General features: G+C 66.3%; 16 protein-coding genes. 4 read left to right on the forward strand and 12 right to left on the reverse strand.

Translation table 11 applies throughout. The features are described 5' to 3' along the window. Positions 1–71: 71 nt before the first annotated feature. The 9 genes from GGC64_RS02145 to GGC64_RS02185 all read right to left on the reverse strand — a co-directional run bounded on the left by GGC64_RS02145 (position 72) and on the right by GGC64_RS02185 (position 8,490). Entirely contained in the window at positions 72–1,118 is a 1,047-nt protein-coding gene (locus GGC64_RS02145; protein ID WP_192720807.1) for an NUDIX domain-containing protein, read from the reverse strand. Continuing rightward, positions 1,115–2,299: a glycosyltransferase family 4 protein gene (locus tag GGC64_RS02150; RefSeq protein WP_192720808.1), complete on the reverse strand. Its 1,185-nt coding sequence runs from the start codon at positions 2,297–2,299 to the stop codon at positions 1,115–1,117. The genes GGC64_RS02145 and GGC64_RS02150 overlap by 4 nt, the downstream gene beginning before the upstream one ends. Further along, positions 2,299–3,204 carry a phosphatidylinositol mannoside acyltransferase gene (locus tag GGC64_RS02155; protein ID WP_192720809.1) on the reverse strand — a complete coding sequence of 302 codons (906 nt, stop codon included), beginning with the start codon at positions 3,202–3,204 and terminating at the stop codon, positions 2,299–2,301. Before GGC64_RS02155 ends, GGC64_RS02150 begins: the two co-directional genes overlap by 1 nt. Beyond that, positions 3,201–3,869 carry a phosphatidylinositol phosphate synthase gene (pgsA, locus tag GGC64_RS02160; RefSeq protein WP_370581944.1) on the reverse strand — a complete coding sequence of 223 codons (669 nt, stop codon included), beginning with the start codon at positions 3,867–3,869 and terminating at the stop codon, positions 3,201–3,203. The genes GGC64_RS02155 and pgsA overlap by 4 nt, the downstream gene beginning before the upstream one ends. Then, on the reverse strand, positions 3,866–4,423 hold the full coding sequence (locus tag GGC64_RS02165) for an HIT domain-containing protein (protein ID WP_192720810.1): 558 nt from the start codon (positions 4,421–4,423) through the stop codon (positions 3,866–3,868). Before GGC64_RS02165 ends, pgsA begins: the two co-directional genes overlap by 4 nt. Continuing rightward, complete coding sequence (thrS, locus tag GGC64_RS02170; protein ID WP_192720811.1) at positions 4,420–6,474, reverse strand: threonine--tRNA ligase; 2,055 nt, start codon at positions 6,472–6,474, stop codon at positions 4,420–4,422. The genes GGC64_RS02165 and thrS overlap by 4 nt, the downstream gene beginning before the upstream one ends. 79 nt (positions 6,475–6,553) lie before the next feature. Next, positions 6,554–6,973, reverse strand: a complete 420-nt coding sequence (locus GGC64_RS02175) for a TIGR02611 family protein (protein ID WP_192720812.1) — start codon at positions 6,971–6,973, stop codon at positions 6,554–6,556. Next, positions 6,970–7,596 (reverse strand): PaaI family thioesterase, encoded by a 627-nt coding sequence (locus GGC64_RS02180; protein ID WP_192720813.1) that lies wholly within the window; start codon positions 7,594–7,596, stop codon positions 6,970–6,972. The genes GGC64_RS02175 and GGC64_RS02180 overlap by 4 nt, the downstream gene beginning before the upstream one ends. A 21-nt stretch (positions 7,597–7,617) precedes the next feature. Next, positions 7,618–8,490: an aldo/keto reductase gene (locus GGC64_RS02185; protein ID WP_192720814.1), complete on the reverse strand. Its 873-nt coding sequence runs from the start codon at positions 8,488–8,490 to the stop codon at positions 7,618–7,620. A 37-nt stretch (positions 8,491–8,527) separates the two neighbouring features. On the opposite strand from GGC64_RS02185, the gene GGC64_RS02190 reads away from it, so the two are divergent. Continuing rightward, complete coding sequence (locus GGC64_RS02190) at positions 8,528–9,025, forward strand: DUF1990 domain-containing protein (protein ID WP_192720815.1); 498 nt, start codon at positions 8,528–8,530, stop codon at positions 9,023–9,025. Positions 9,026–9,088: 63 nt separating this feature from the next. Then, entirely contained in the window at positions 9,089–9,796 is a 708-nt protein-coding gene (locus tag GGC64_RS02195) for a GAF and ANTAR domain-containing protein (protein ID WP_192722364.1), read from the forward strand. Here the strand turns inward: GGC64_RS02195 and GGC64_RS02200 are convergent. Both GGC64_RS02200 and GGC64_RS02205 read right to left on the reverse strand, forming a co-directional pair. Further along, positions 9,793–10,662: a L,D-transpeptidase gene (locus GGC64_RS02200; protein ID WP_192720816.1), complete on the reverse strand. Its 870-nt coding sequence runs from the start codon at positions 10,660–10,662 to the stop codon at positions 9,793–9,795. The two genes, GGC64_RS02195 and GGC64_RS02200, sit on opposite strands and share 4 nt — an antisense overlap. A gap of 237 nt (positions 10,663–10,899) precedes the next feature. After that, entirely contained in the window at positions 10,900–11,394 is a 495-nt protein-coding gene (locus tag GGC64_RS02205; protein ID WP_192720817.1) for a hypothetical protein, read from the reverse strand. Between the two features lie 343 nt (positions 11,395–11,737). Here GGC64_RS02205 and GGC64_RS02210 point away from each other — a divergent pair, with 343 nt between their 5' ends. Together GGC64_RS02210 and GGC64_RS02215 are read left to right on the forward strand one after the other, a co-directional pair. Next, positions 11,738–12,148 (forward strand): phage holin family protein, encoded by a 411-nt coding sequence (locus GGC64_RS02210; protein WP_192720818.1) that lies wholly within the window; start codon positions 11,738–11,740, stop codon positions 12,146–12,148. Further along, positions 12,135–12,434 (forward strand): DUF3618 domain-containing protein, encoded by a 300-nt coding sequence (locus GGC64_RS02215; RefSeq protein ID WP_192720819.1) that lies wholly within the window; start codon positions 12,135–12,137, stop codon positions 12,432–12,434. Before GGC64_RS02210 ends, GGC64_RS02215 begins: the two co-directional genes overlap by 14 nt. Here GGC64_RS02215 and GGC64_RS02220 read toward each other — a convergent pair. Next, entirely contained in the window at positions 12,431–13,198 is a 768-nt protein-coding gene (locus GGC64_RS02220; RefSeq protein ID WP_192720820.1) for a universal stress protein, read from the reverse strand. The two genes, GGC64_RS02215 and GGC64_RS02220, sit on opposite strands and share 4 nt — an antisense overlap. Positions 13,199–13,235: the final 37 nt, after the last annotated feature.

The raw sequence follows: 13,235 nt of genomic DNA on the forward strand, positions 1-13,235 counted from the left end.
TCTCCTCCAAATCGCTACCGATCCAGTCTAAACGTGGCGGCAAATCCAATGAATCCGCAGCTTCGAACCTCTCAGCGGATCGACTGCAGCTGCCTGCGCGGCACTGCGCCCCGCACGTCCGCCAGCGCGTTCGCCTCCTCGAGAAGCTCACCGAGCTGCAGCGGATAGACGGTTTCACCCTTGGCGACTAGGTCGGCAATCATTGTCGCATCGCACCACCGATGGCCGTGTATATAGGCCCGCTCCAGCCCGGTGCGGCCGGCCGCCGACGGCTCGAAGCGCCGGGTGCGGTGCACGAAGAACATCTCCTCGCTGCGAATGACCGAGCCGTTGAAGTCGATGACGGCCTCGCGCCGCCACACCGGTCCGACCATATCGGCCGGCTCGACGCGCAGCCCGGTCTCCTCCTGGACTTCGCGCGCCGCCGCCTGCGGCAGCGTCTCCCCCTGCTGCGCCGCCCCACCAACGGTGAACCACCACCGCGGCGCTGGGTTTTGCGAGCCGGCCGCTATCGCGGGATCCGATCCGCAGAACAGCAGGACGCAGCCGTCGTCGTCGAGCAGCACGACGCGTGCGGACAGCCGCCGGTTGACCGGCCCCACATCTCGCGGCGTGGTCTCGGCGCGTTCGGCGATCTCGAAATATGTTGGCAGCGCGGCTGTTCCACCGAGTCGCAGCGCGCGCACCGCGGGCCGCTCGCGCAGCGCGAGGGTGTCGCGGACGGCGTCGTTGTGGAAGCGGCGTGCCAGCAGGACCCGCGCCTCGGCGTCGGCGAGCTCGGCGACCAATGCCACCGGTAGCGCCGCCGGGTCGACGAGTGCCAGCGCCGCGGACAAGTCGTTTTCGGCTGCCTCACGCGCGGCTCGCGGTGCCCGTTCGGCCGCATCGGCCCACGCAGCCAGTCGCTTGCCGTCCGGGCCGGCGCCATAGGCCTCGACTGCGACCGCCCGCGCCACCACCGCGCGCCGGGCCAGCGCGCCGTCGAGGGCCTGCCAGGACAAGTCGTAGCGGACGTGCAACCGGTCCAGCCGATGCGCGGTCTGATACGCCCACATCCCGACCAGCACCACCACGACGGCCAGCATGGCCAGCACGATGATCACGACCCAGGTGATCACCTAGTCCCCCTGCTCGTCCGCTGCGCTTCGCGCCTGGGCCCGGCGCTTCGGCCCGAGGATCCGGTCGCCTGCACCTTCACTCCTGCTCCGGCAACCGTTTCGTAGACGCGCATGATCTGCCGCTCCACGACTGACCAGTCATAGCGGTGTACCGCCGCGGTCGCCGCGGCCACGTACCGCTCGCGCAGGCCGTCGTCGTCGAGCACCTCGATGAGTCCCGCGGCCAGGCCGGCGGAATCGTCGACAGGCACCAGGCGCCCGGCCTTGCCGTCCACCAGGACGCGACGAAACGCGTCGAGATCGCTGGCCACCACGGCGGTGCCCGCGGCCATCGCCTCGACGAGCACGATGCCGAAGCTCTCGCCGCCGGTGTTCGGTGCGCAGTACACGTCGGCGCTGCGCATCGCTGACGCCTTCTCGGCGTCGTCGACCTGCCCGAGGAAGCGCAGATGCTTGGCCAGTTTCCCGGCGTTTTCGCGCAGTTCATCCTCATCGCCGCGGCCGACGATCAGGATCTCGATGTCACCGAACCGCTTCGCCAGCGTCGGCAACGCACCCAGCAGGACTTCCATGCCCTTACGGGGCTCGTCGAAGCGGCCAAGGAACAGCACCGTCTTGCCCGGCCGCGGATAGCCGTCGAGCACAGGTGCGTGTGCGAATGAGCCCACGTCGACGCCGTTGGGGATTTCGACGGCGTCGCTGCCCAGCGCCTCCATCTGCCATCGGCGCGCCAGATCCGACACCGCGATGCGGCCGACGATCTTCTCGTGCATCGGCCGCAGAATCGGCTCAAACACGCTGAGTGTCAACGACTTTGTGGTCGACGTGTGAAACGTCGCGACGATCGGGCCCTCTGCAATGTTCAGCGCCAGCATGGACAGGCTCGGCGCATTCGGCTCGTGCAGATGCAGCACATCGAACTCACCCTGCACCAGCCACTTCTTCACCATGCGATGGGTGGCGGGGCCGAACCGCAGCCGGGCCACCGAGCCGTTGTAAGGAATCGGCACCGCCTTACCACCGGACACCACGTAGTCCGGCAGCTTCACGTGTGGTGACGACGGCGCCAGCACGCTGACGTCGTGGCCGCGACCGTGCATCACCTCGGCGAGTTGCAGCACGTGCGATTGCACGCCGCCGGGGACGTCGAACGAATACGGGCAGACCATGCCGATGCGCATTACGTCTCCAGTTTCGCGCGGCGCTCGTCTGAGAGATCGGCCAGCCATTGCGGCTGCATCATGTGCCAGTCGGCCGGATGGGCGGCGATGTTGCGGGCGAACCGGTCCGCCAGATTCTGCGTGATGACGCGTACGTCTCCCGACGACGTGTCCAGTGGCTCGCTCGCGCTGAATTCCCACCCGTGTGCGGTGTACCACGAGTGCACCGCCAACAGGTGCGCGCCGGTTTCGATCGCCAGCTTCGCCGACCCGGCGGGCATGCGCGTGGGTTCTCCGAAGAAGTCGACTTGGACCCCGTTGCGGCTGAGGTCGCGGTCGGCCATCAAGCAGACGGCGCGGTTGTCGCGCAGCCGTTCGCAAAGCACCTCAAACGGCGGCCGCTCGCCCCCGGTCAGCGGCAACATCTCGAAACCAAGCCCTTCGCGGTAGGCGATGAACCTGTTGTACAGCGATTCGGGCTTGAGCCGCTCGTTGACGGTGGTGAAGGGGCCGTGCTTCCACACCAGCCATACCCCCGCCATGTCCCAGTTCCCGCTGTGCGGCAGCGCCAGGATCACACCGCGGCCGGAGTCCAGGGCGGCAGCGATGTGCTCCTTGCCCGCCCAGTGCGGGTCGAGCAACTCGCCTTGCTTCTCGAGGTCCATCGAGGGCAACCGGAACGCCTCTCGCCAATACCGCGCATATGAGGCCAGCGAAGCACGAATCAGTCCGTCGGGCACCCTGTCCGGCGTAACCCCGATGACGCGCGCCAGGTTCTTACGCAGTTGCTCGGGTCCACCACCCCGGGCCGCGTAGTGCGCGCCCGCATCGAAAGCGTTGCGCGCCAAGAACTCCGGCATCGCGCGCACGACGCGCCAGCCTGTGGCGTAGCCCAGGTCCGAGAGCTGGCCCCCGAATGGGGTCATGGCTCGCCCGTCTCGCCGTTGGCGGGCTCAGACTTCGTGATGGGCTCCATTGCGCCCGGCGAGGTCCGCACGCTGTGCATCCGCTGCCCGACGGTCACCAGGCTTGCCACCGCCAGCACCCACATCGCCACATGCAGCAGCCACGGCGCATGCAGGAACGACACCCCGGAAAGCCCGGCGCCGACCAGCACGATGATCAGCCGTTCTGGCCGCTCGATGAGGCCGCCCTCACCGGACAGGCCGCTCGCCTCGGCGCGTGCCTTGATGTAGGAGATGACCTGCGAGGTGACCAGGCAGATCAGCGTCGCGACCACCAGTGACGTGCTGCCGATACCGAACGCCGCCCACCACAGCAGGCCACAGAACACCGCGCCGTCGCCGATCCGGTCGCACGCTGCGTCCAACACGGCACCGAAACGGGTGCCACCGCCGCGCTCGCGCGCCATCGCCCCGTCGAGCATGTCGGCGAGCACGAATATCCAGACCGCGAACGCACCCCACCACAGCTGCCCGATCGGGAACAGCGTCAACGCGCACAGCACCGTTCCGGCGGTGCCGAGAATGGTGATGCTGTCGGGCGTGAAGCCGGCCCGCAGTGCCGCCTTGGCGACCGGCTTGGACAGCTTCTCGTAGGCCGCCCGGGTCATCAGGTAGAAGTTGCTCACGGCAGTTTGGCCCACTCGGTCGCCAGCAGCTCACGGGTCTCACGCAACAACTGCGGCACGATCTTCGAACCACCGATGATCGTGATGAAGTTCGCGTCCCCACTCCATCGCGGCACCACATGCATGTGCAGATGCTCGGCGAGCGACCCGCCCGCCGAGCTGCCGAGGTTCAGCCCCACGTTGAAACCGTGCGGTCGCGACACCGACTTGATCACGCGAATCAGCTTCTGGGTGAACGCCATCAGCTCGGCGCTCTCTTCGGCGGTGAGGTCCTCGAGCTCGGAGACCCGCCGGTACGGGACCACCATCGAATGCCCCGGGTTGTACGGGTAGAGGTTGAGCACGACGTACACCAGCTCGCCGCGCGCGACCATCAGCCCTTCCTCGTCGGGCATCCGCGGGATGTCCGTGAACGGCTCGGTCGACGCCGCCGAGCCACCCTTCATCGGCGCCTCGGCGATGTAGCTCATCCGGTGCGGCGTCCACAAGCGCTGCAGATGGTCGGGCTCACCGACGCCGTGGTCGACGATCGTGCGGTCGTCGGGGTCGTTCACTTCTTCGCGCCCACCTTGAGCAGTTCGGCTGTCGGAGTGGCGTTTTCGCGACCGGCGATCCACTCGACGATCGCGGCGACGGCCTCCTCCCGTGGCACCCCGTTGATCTGGGTGCGGTCGCCGAAGCGGAAACTCACGGCGTTGGCCTCGACGTCACGGTCACCGGCCACGAGCATGAACGGCACCTTCTGATTGGTGTGGTTGACGATCTTCTTCGCCATCCGATCGTCGCTGCCGTCCACCTCGGCCCGGACTCCGTGCATCTTCAGTTGCGTCGCAAGGCCGTTGAGATACGGGATGTGGTCGTCGGCGACGGGGATGCCGACCACCTGGACCGGTGCCAGCCACGCCGGGAACGCGCCTGCGTAATGCTCGGTCAGGATGCCGAAGAAGCGCTCGATCGACCCGAACAGCGCGCGGTGGATCATCACTGGCCGCTGCCTGCTGCCGTCGGCCGCGGTGTATTCCAGCTCGAAGCGCTCGGGGAAGTTGAAGTCCAGCTGGATCGTCGACATCTGCCAACTGCGGCCAAGCGCATCCTTGACCTGCACCGAGATCTTCGGGCCGTAGAACGCCGCGCCGCCCGGATCGGGCACCAGCTCCAGCCCGGATGCGGCGCCGACCTCGGCGAGCACGCTGGTGGCTTCCTCCCACATCTCATCGGAGCCGACGAACTTGTCGGGATCCTTCGTCGACAGCTCCAGATAGAAGTCGGTCAGGCCATAGTCACCGAGCAGTTCGAGGATGAAGCGCAGCAGGGAGGTCAGCTCGTCGCGCATCTGCTCGCGGGTGCAGTAGATGTGCGAATCGTCCATGGTCAGGCCGCGCACCCTGGTCAGGCCGTGCACCACGCCGGACAGTTCGTAGCGGTAGACGGTGCCGAATTCAAAGAGCCGCAACGGAAGTTCGCGATACGAGCGCCCGCGCGACCGGAAGATCAGGCAGTGCATCGGGCAGTTCATCGGCTTGAGGTAGTAATCCTGGCCGGGCTTGCGCACCGAACCGTCCTCGTTGAGCTCGGCGTCGAGATGCATCGGCGGGAACATGCCGTCCGAATACCAATCGAGGTGACCGGAGATCTTGAACAGCTCGGCCTTGGTGATGTGCGGGCTATTGACGAACTGGTATCCGGCCTCGATGTGCTTGCGCCGCGAGTAGTCCTCGAGCTCGCGCCGGATGATGCCGCCCTTGGGATGGAAAACCGCTAGGCCTGAACCGATTTCGTCGGGGAAGCTGAACAGGTCCAGCTCGGCGCCGAGCTTGCGGTGGTCGCGGCGCTGCGCCTCCTCGATGAACTCCAGGTGTTTGTCGAGCGCCTCCTGCGATTCCCACGCGGTGCCGTAGATGCGTTGCAGGCTCGCGTTGTTCTGATCACCGCGCCAGTACGCCGCCGAACTGCGGGTCAGCTTGAACGCCGGAATGTATTTGGTCGTCGGGATGTGCGGCCCGCGGCACAGATCGCCCCATTCTCGTTCCCGGGTGCGGGGATTGAGATTGTCGTAGGCGGTCAGTTCGTCGCCACCGACCTCCATGACTTCCGGGTCGCCGGATTTGTCGTCGACGAGCTCCAACTTGTACGGCTCGTTCGCGAGTTCTTCGCGCGCTTCCTCTTTTGAGGCATACACACGCCGCGAGAACAGCTGGCCTTCCTTCACGATCTGGCGCATCCGCTTCTCCAGCGCCTCGAGGTCCTCGGGCGTGAACGCGCGCGGCGCGTCGAAGTCGTAGTAGAACCCGTCGGTGATCGGCGGCCCGATGCCGAGCTTGGCCTCGGGGAACATGTCCTGCACGGCCTGCGCGAGCACGTGTGCGGTCGAGTGCCTGATCACGGCGCGGCCGTCGTCGGTGTTGGCGGCGACCGGCGTCACCTCGACGTCGGCCTCCGGCGTCCACGACAAGTCGCGCAGCCGGCCGTCGGCCTCCCGCACGACGACGATCGCGTCGTCGGCGCCCCGGCTCGGCAGGCCCGCGTCACGGACCGCTGCCCCTGCGGTAGTCCCGGCAGCGACCCGGATCGGGGCTGCTAGGGCGGAGCTGGCGGGCGCGCTCATCGGGAACTCTCCAAACTGTCGGTGAAACGGGCGGTGTGCGGCTCGGCACTGAACGCGACCATGCTATCGGGGTCGGTCGTCATGCCCCCAGGCCAATCGGGCTCTTCAGCCACCTGGCGTCCGCGCCGAGAAGCCCGGCCGCCCAGCCGAGCGCGCCCAACAGCCACAGGGTGCCCAGTACCACCGCGGCGGTGAAGGCCGCGCCGAGCACCTGCACCCACAGTCCCTGCGCCTTGAACCAGCCCATCACCTTGTCGTAGCGCTCGCGGGTAAACGCCAAGAGCCTTCGCGCCCAATCGAATTCGGTGGCCAGGATCGCCAGCCCGACGAACACGATCGCCCAGCCGGGGCCCGGGTACGGGATCGCCAGGATGCCGACGCCGAGGATCGCAAGGCCGACCACTGCGACGGCGATGCGGTAGCCGAACTCGGTCTTCGGGCGGTCACGCAGCCGGTCGCGCCAGCGCGCCCAGCGCCGTTTGACCTCCGACGGTTTCACGGCTGACCCGGATTGAGCTTCACGAACAGTGCGTTGGCTTCGGCGAGCACGGTATCCCCGTCGAGGATCCGGCCCGAGATGAACATCTTGCGGCCGTCGACGCCGTCCACACCGGCGTCGACCTGCAGTTCCTTTTCGATCGGCACGATCTTTCGGTAGTCGACGTGCAGGAACGCGGTGCGCTGATACAGGCTCTGAGTAAGCCGGAACGTGGTGTAGCCGAGCAGCGAGTCGAAGAGCTGCGCGATGCATCCGCCGTGCACGGCGCCGTTGCGGCCCAGGTGGAAGCGGCGAAAGCACACAGTGCCCGCGACGCGTTCGCCCTCCGTCTTGTGGTAGTCGCCCGGGATGCTCAACAGGCTGCCCCGGTTCGGCAGGTCCATGCGGCGGCCGGACGGCGACGACCACTCGTCGGCGTCGTAGGGCGCGAGCAGCGCCGAGGCGGCCTCGATCAGGTCGGCAGCCTGGGTGATCACCTCGTCGGGGGCGTCGGCGGCGCGGACGTGGTCCTGCAAGGTGCGGACCGCTTCGACGAACCGGCCGTAGTCGGGTCCGCCGTGGAGCGTGGGCTCAATGGGGCTGAAATCGCCGCCGCGGTGCTCCTCTGCGAATTCGGTGGTCACACCGCCACGGTATTGCCTACCTCAGCTGCTGGCGGACCCGGCTTTGCTCAGAGTGTCGAACTCCTCGTCGGACAGCTCGATCTCGGCGGCCGCGACGTTCTCCTCCAGGTGCGCGACCTTCGACGTCCCGGGAATCGGCAGCATCACCGGTGAGCGCTTCAACAGCCATGCCAGCGCCAGCTGCGACGGGGTGGCGCGGTGGTCGTCGGCAATCCGCTGCAGCGGTCCGCCCGGCGCGGCCAGCGGCCCGGCCGCCAGCGGGAACCACGGGATGAAGCCGATGCCCTTGTCTTCGCATGCCTCGAGCACGGGCTCAGCGGAGCGCACGGTGATGTTGTACATGTTCTGCACCGAGGAGATGGTCGCGGTTTTCTGCGCGGCCTCGAGCTGATCGACGTTCACTTCGGACAGGCCGATGTGGCGGATCTTGCCCTCATTCTGAAGGGTGACGAGTTCACCGATCTGATCCTCGGCGGGAAACTTGTTGTCGATCCGGTGCAGCTGGAAAAGATCGATGGTGTCTACCCCGAGCCTGCGCAGGCTCATCTCGCATTCCTGACGCAAGTACGCCGGAAAGCCCAGTGGCGGCCATTCATCGGGCCCGGTCCGCAGCAGGCCGGCTTTCGTCGCGATGACGACCCCGTCGTACGGGTGCAGTGCTTCGCGGATCAGTTCCTCGGAGATGTACGGACCGTACGAGTCGGCGGTGTCGATGAAGTTGACACCTAGGTCGACGGCGCGGCGCAACACGCGAATGCATTCGTCGCGGTCCTCGGGCGGACCCCAGACGCCTTTACCGGTCAGGCGCATCGCGCCGAATCCCAGGCGGTTGACCGGGAGGTCGCCGCCGATGCTGAACGTTCCTGATGCTTGAGCGACGCTTTCAGTAGTCACTTTTCCGACCGTACGCCGGCGATGAAAAGCTGTCCTGGTGAAGCTGTCCGACCTTGCCGCGCTGCCGTTGACGTACTCCGAAGTCGGCGCGACCGCGGGCCACTTGCCCGCCGGCTACCACCACGTGCAGAAGTCGGCGGTGATCGGCAGGGGCAGACCACGCTTCGAGGAGGCAGCCGACAAGGGCATGCGATGGGGCATGCTGCGCGGCGCCGGGCTTCGGGTCGAGGCGACGAGCGACGTCGTCACCGTGGGCGCAGAAGTGATCGTGCATCTGGGCCCGGTGCGCGCGCCATGCCGCGTGGTCTACGTGGTCGACGAAGCTGACCGCCGCGGCTTCGCCTACGGGACGCTGCCCGGGCACGCCGAATCGGGCGAGGAACGGTTCATGGTGCGCTACGACCCGGCTACCGAAGACGTGTACGCGGAAGTCGTGGCATTCTCCCGGCACGGCACATGGTGGAGCAGGCTGGGCGCGCCGGTCACCTCGGTGATTCAGCGGGTGGTCACCGACCGATATCTGCGGGCACTGTGATTTGCCAGGTTAACCGTTAATTAACGCGTAGCCTTATGCCTAGTCATGCAAGATGATCGGATGATGACCGCGAGCGATTCCGCCGGAGTGGAGGCCACCCACCTCCGGATAGCGGAACTCGTACAGCAGCTGTACAGCCGGTCGGACGCGGATTCCGACACCGTGATCGCAGAGTTGGCCGAACACGCCGCCATCGAGATCCCTGGTGCCCAATACGCGGGCGTCACGGTCACCCGCAACGCCAAGCACATCGACACCCCCGCGGCGACGCACAAGTGGCCGATCTTGCTCGACGAGATCCAGCAACGTCACCGCGAAGGCCCGTGCCTGACCGCGGCGTGGGAAGAAAAGACGATCCACGTGGCGGACCTGGAGACCGACGAGCGGTTCCCGATGTACCGCCGAGATGCGTTGGAGCAGACGCCTATTCGCTCGGTCATGGCCTTCCAGATGTTCATCGCCGGCGAAACCATGGGCGCACTGAACATCTACTCCGAAGAGCCCAACGTGTTCGGCCAGGTATCGAGGGACATGGGATTGATCTTCGCCGCGCATTCCTCGGTCGCCTGGAACGCGGCACGGCGCGACGAGCAGTTCAAGCGCGCGCTCGCGAGCCGAGACACCATCGGCCAGGCCAAGGGCATGATCATGGAGCGGTACGGCGTGGACTCCGTGCAGGCGTTCGAGGTGTTGCGCAAGCTGTCACAGGACTCGAATGTGCCGCTGCTGCAAGTCGCTACGGAACTCGTCGCCAACCGGCAGGACAGTTAGCCCGAGACGGCTCGCGGAACTTCAATACTGTTCTCCTGGACGATCACCGGGTCGCCCACGTTGACCGTGTTGAAGTACCACTCCGCGTCCTCTGGGCTCAGGCTGATGCATCCGTGGCTGACGTTCTCATAGCCCAGTGAGTTGACGGCCCATGGAGCCGAATGGACGAAAAGGCCGCGGTCGGTGATCCGGACGGCGTAATCGACGTCGAGCAGGTATCCGTCGGGGGCGTCGACTGGGATGCCGACACTGCTCGAATCCATCACAACGTCGCGTTCTTTCGCCAGCACGGTGTAGGTGCCGACAGGCGTCGGATACTCGGGCCGACCCATCGAGGCCGGAAAGACCCCCGGCTCCCCCCAATGGGGTCGGTGATGGGGCGACGGCAATGACGACGGGGGCCCCGCGTCGACACCATCGATGGTCACCTTGAATGTGTGATCGGAGATGTTCGCAACCCCGACGACCGCAGGCCCGGTTGCGAATTCCGTCTTGAAGCCGCCCGCTGAAAGCGCCACCGCGCTGTGCGCCGGCCAGCGTCGGTCCGGAACCCATTGCACGACATCGTTGTTGAGCCATTGGAACTTGCCCGTCATCGCGGGCACCGACTTGATGTCGATCGCACGCTCGGCCGCATGCCTGTCGGAGACGGGCTCGCTGAATGTCACCACCACGGGGTGCGCCACACCCACGACCTGGCCCTGCCTCGGCAGCACAGATGCGATGGCGGGCTCGTAGGCCTGATGCACAGCCGCGCCGGCCTTATAGGAGACATCCGCTGCCGTCATGCTGACGCCGGTCGGGCCTGAAGCCGCAATCGCGTTGAGCCCGATCGCTGCGACTACACACAGAACAACCCCACGCATGGCTTCCGATTCCTTTGAAATTACAACGGTGTCAATTTGATCGTAGGTGTCGCGGTGACTTCGATCTATAAGTGCGCCTTCGCAATTCGATCAAGGATTCATCACGGTTCGGCCACGTCGCGCTAAGGGCAGCAGATTACCGCAGTGCCGCTTGTTGATTCGCGCGGCGCACCACCTCTTAGCGCGGAAGAGCCTGCAACACAGGCAGATTCGAAGCCGACGGGGCTCGGCGCGCCATCAGCTCGTCGGACCCGGCCAGATTGGCTCACCGGACACAGGCGCTCCCGGTGGCGGCGGACCGGTCACCTCTCCCTTGCCGCCGCCTGCGCCGCCCATCTGAGTGAGCGGGGCGCCGATGGGAGGCGCCGCCGCCACTGGCGCGGCGGGCACGGGCACTATTGGCACCGGCGGAGCGATCGGGACCGGCGGAGCCAGCGGTACGGGCGGAGCCACCGGCACCGGCGGGGCGGCGGGCACCGGTCCTGGCAAGGCCATCGGAACGCCTGCCATGTCGGCTACTGGAGCGCTAGCCGGAGCGCACGCGCCCGCGGCGCCAACGGCAGCCGGAGCCCCACCGGGGATCTCCCCCGCCGACGACTGGACGCATGCGTAGTCCTCGCCACCGGTGACCAGTGGCGCAGCCGCAACGTGCGGGCTCACCGCCATGGCGACAGCGCACAAGCCAGCGCCGGCAGCAACTACCGTGATGTTGAATCGATCAAAGACCCTCATCGACGTCGAACCCTTCATTTGCGCTCAGACATTCCGCAATTCACGCGGCACGGCCGCATGCCGTACCGAAGTCGCCAGGACGACCGCGTTAATTATCAGCAGTCACTACTGCCCCACGGGTCACGCCGCACCACACTGTTTCCAAATGGTGACGTTGGCCGGCCGTGGCGGCCCACGAGGCGCACGCCGCCGAAAAATGACTTTGAGCTGCATCGACCTCACGCGTTGTGCCCGCACGTCACGTGCTGCAGGCAGACGCAGCCTACGAGTTATCCAAACGTTGCGCCGGCGAAGCACACCTGTCACCGGGTTTCGGCTGAGCAGGCCGGGGCATCTATATGTCATGAGTGTCGAGTCGAAGCAGGCTACCGATCTTTCGATCGGCGAGCTGATGAGCCAGTTCTCATCGCAGGTGTCACGCCTGATCCGTGACGAGTTCAGACTTGCGGAGAAGGAGTTCCAACAGTCCGCTAAACATGCGGGCATCGGCGCCGGATTGTTCAGTGTCGCCGGACTGCTCGCATTCTTTGGTGCGGCCACCGTCATCGCGGCGGCAGTGGCTGCGCTGTCGCTGGCACTACCGGTGTGGGCGGCCGCGCTCATCGTAGCCGCGGTGTTGTTCATCGCGGCGGCGCTCGCCGCGGTCGGCGGACGAAGCCAGGCGAAGGAGGCCACTCCGGCGGCGCCGAGAACCGTGCAAACCGTGAAGGCCGATATCGCAGAGATCAAGGACGCGCGCCATGGCACTACCTGATCCCCCCCGCCCCGAACCTGGCCCAGACGCCGAGGTCGACGACATCCAGGCCGACATCGAACGCACGCGAAAAGAGTTGGGCCAGACGGTCGGAGCCCTGTCGGACAAGTTGGACGTCAAGCAGCGCGCCAAGGACAAGGCCGCCGAAACCAGGGAGCGGGTCGTCGAGACGACGCACTCCATGGGGCGAGTCGCGACCGAGCCGAAAGTGACGGCTCCGGTGATCGCCGCACTCGTGGTCGCAGCGGTTGCCGTCGGGTTGGTGGCGTGGCGGCGCCGCCGTTAGTTGCGAACCATCAACACCGAACAATCGGGATAGTCAAGGATGGGATGGCAGTTCGGAACGGCGAGCGTGCCCAACTGATCGGCCTCCGAATCGCCGACAACGGCCAGCTGAGTCGCACCCGGTTCATCACAAGTGCGTCCGTACCGTCGTCCGGTACCCGAAGCAACGACTTCGACGTGCACGTCGGGATAGCGGCGGATCCAACTGTCGACCCGTCGATCTATCTGTCGCACAGTCGCTTTGCGTAGCCGACCTTCCTGCATCGCCAAATGAACCACCGCGTCGTTGTCGGGTTCGTCGTCGAGAACGACCGAGACTACGCCGCCGTCGCGAATCAGCCCCGCTGAATCGCTGCGGATGACCGCCACCGGGCAGCGCGCATGTTCGAACAGCGCGACCGCGACGGACCCGAACAACTTTCCGCTCATCGGGTTCGGTGTCGGCTCACCGATGCAGACCATAGCGGCGTGGCAGGACTCGGCGATCAGGACTTCAGCAGGGTCCCCCACTGTCCGCCTCACCTGAAGGCAGACAGGATGTCCCGCCGCCTCGACCGCATCCGTCGCGGTGAGCAACAGGGGGTCGGCCTCGCACGCCGTCGTTCCGGTGTGTTTGTGGTGATCTCGCACGACATGCACGAGCCTAAGCGGAACGTCACGCGTAACCGCTTCCGCAACAGCCCATCTCGCGGCGTTGAGCGATGCAGACGAGCCGTCGATACCAACGACGATCGGCTTGCGTTCTCCGGATAGACCGCCTGACATGGCTAAACGCTATCGACACCCGCACCAGTCCGGTTAG

Source organism: Mycobacterium sp. OAS707 (assembly GCF_014873705.1).
GTDB lineage: Bacteria > Actinomycetota > Actinomycetes > Mycobacteriales > Mycobacteriaceae > Mycobacterium.

What these genes read in the sequence shown, in the direction of transcription:
- GGC64_RS02200 (WP_192720816.1), bottom strand. Translation starts at nt 10,662, where the DNA reads ATGCGTGGGGTTGTTCTGTGTGTAGTCGCAGCGATCGGGCTCAACGCG.
- GGC64_RS02220 (WP_192720820.1), bottom strand. Translation starts at nt 13,198, where the DNA reads ATGTCAGGCGGTCTATCCGGAGAACGCAAGCCGATCGTCGTTGGTATC.
- GGC64_RS02210 (WP_192720818.1), top strand. Translation starts at nt 11,738, where the DNA reads ATGAGTGTCGAGTCGAAGCAGGCTACCGATCTTTCGATCGGCGAGCTG.
- GGC64_RS02155 (WP_192720809.1), bottom strand. Translation starts at nt 3,204, where the DNA reads ATGACCCCATTCGGGGGCCAGCTCTCGGACCTGGGCTACGCCACAGGC.
- GGC64_RS02195 (WP_192722364.1), top strand. Translation starts at nt 9,089, where the DNA reads ATGACCGCGAGCGATTCCGCCGGAGTGGAGGCCACCCACCTCCGGATA.
- GGC64_RS02150 (WP_192720808.1), bottom strand. Translation starts at nt 2,299, where the DNA reads ATGCGCATCGGCATGGTCTGCCCGTATTCGTTCGACGTCCCCGGCGGC.
- GGC64_RS02205 (WP_192720817.1), bottom strand. Translation starts at nt 11,394, where the DNA reads ATGAGGGTCTTTGATCGATTCAACATCACGGTAGTTGCTGCCGGCGCT.
- GGC64_RS02215 (WP_192720819.1), top strand. Translation starts at nt 12,135, where the DNA reads ATGGCACTACCTGATCCCCCCCGCCCCGAACCTGGCCCAGACGCCGAG.
- thrS (WP_192720811.1), bottom strand. Translation starts at nt 6,474, where the DNA reads ATGAGCGCGCCCGCCAGCTCCGCCCTAGCAGCCCCGATCCGGGTCGCT.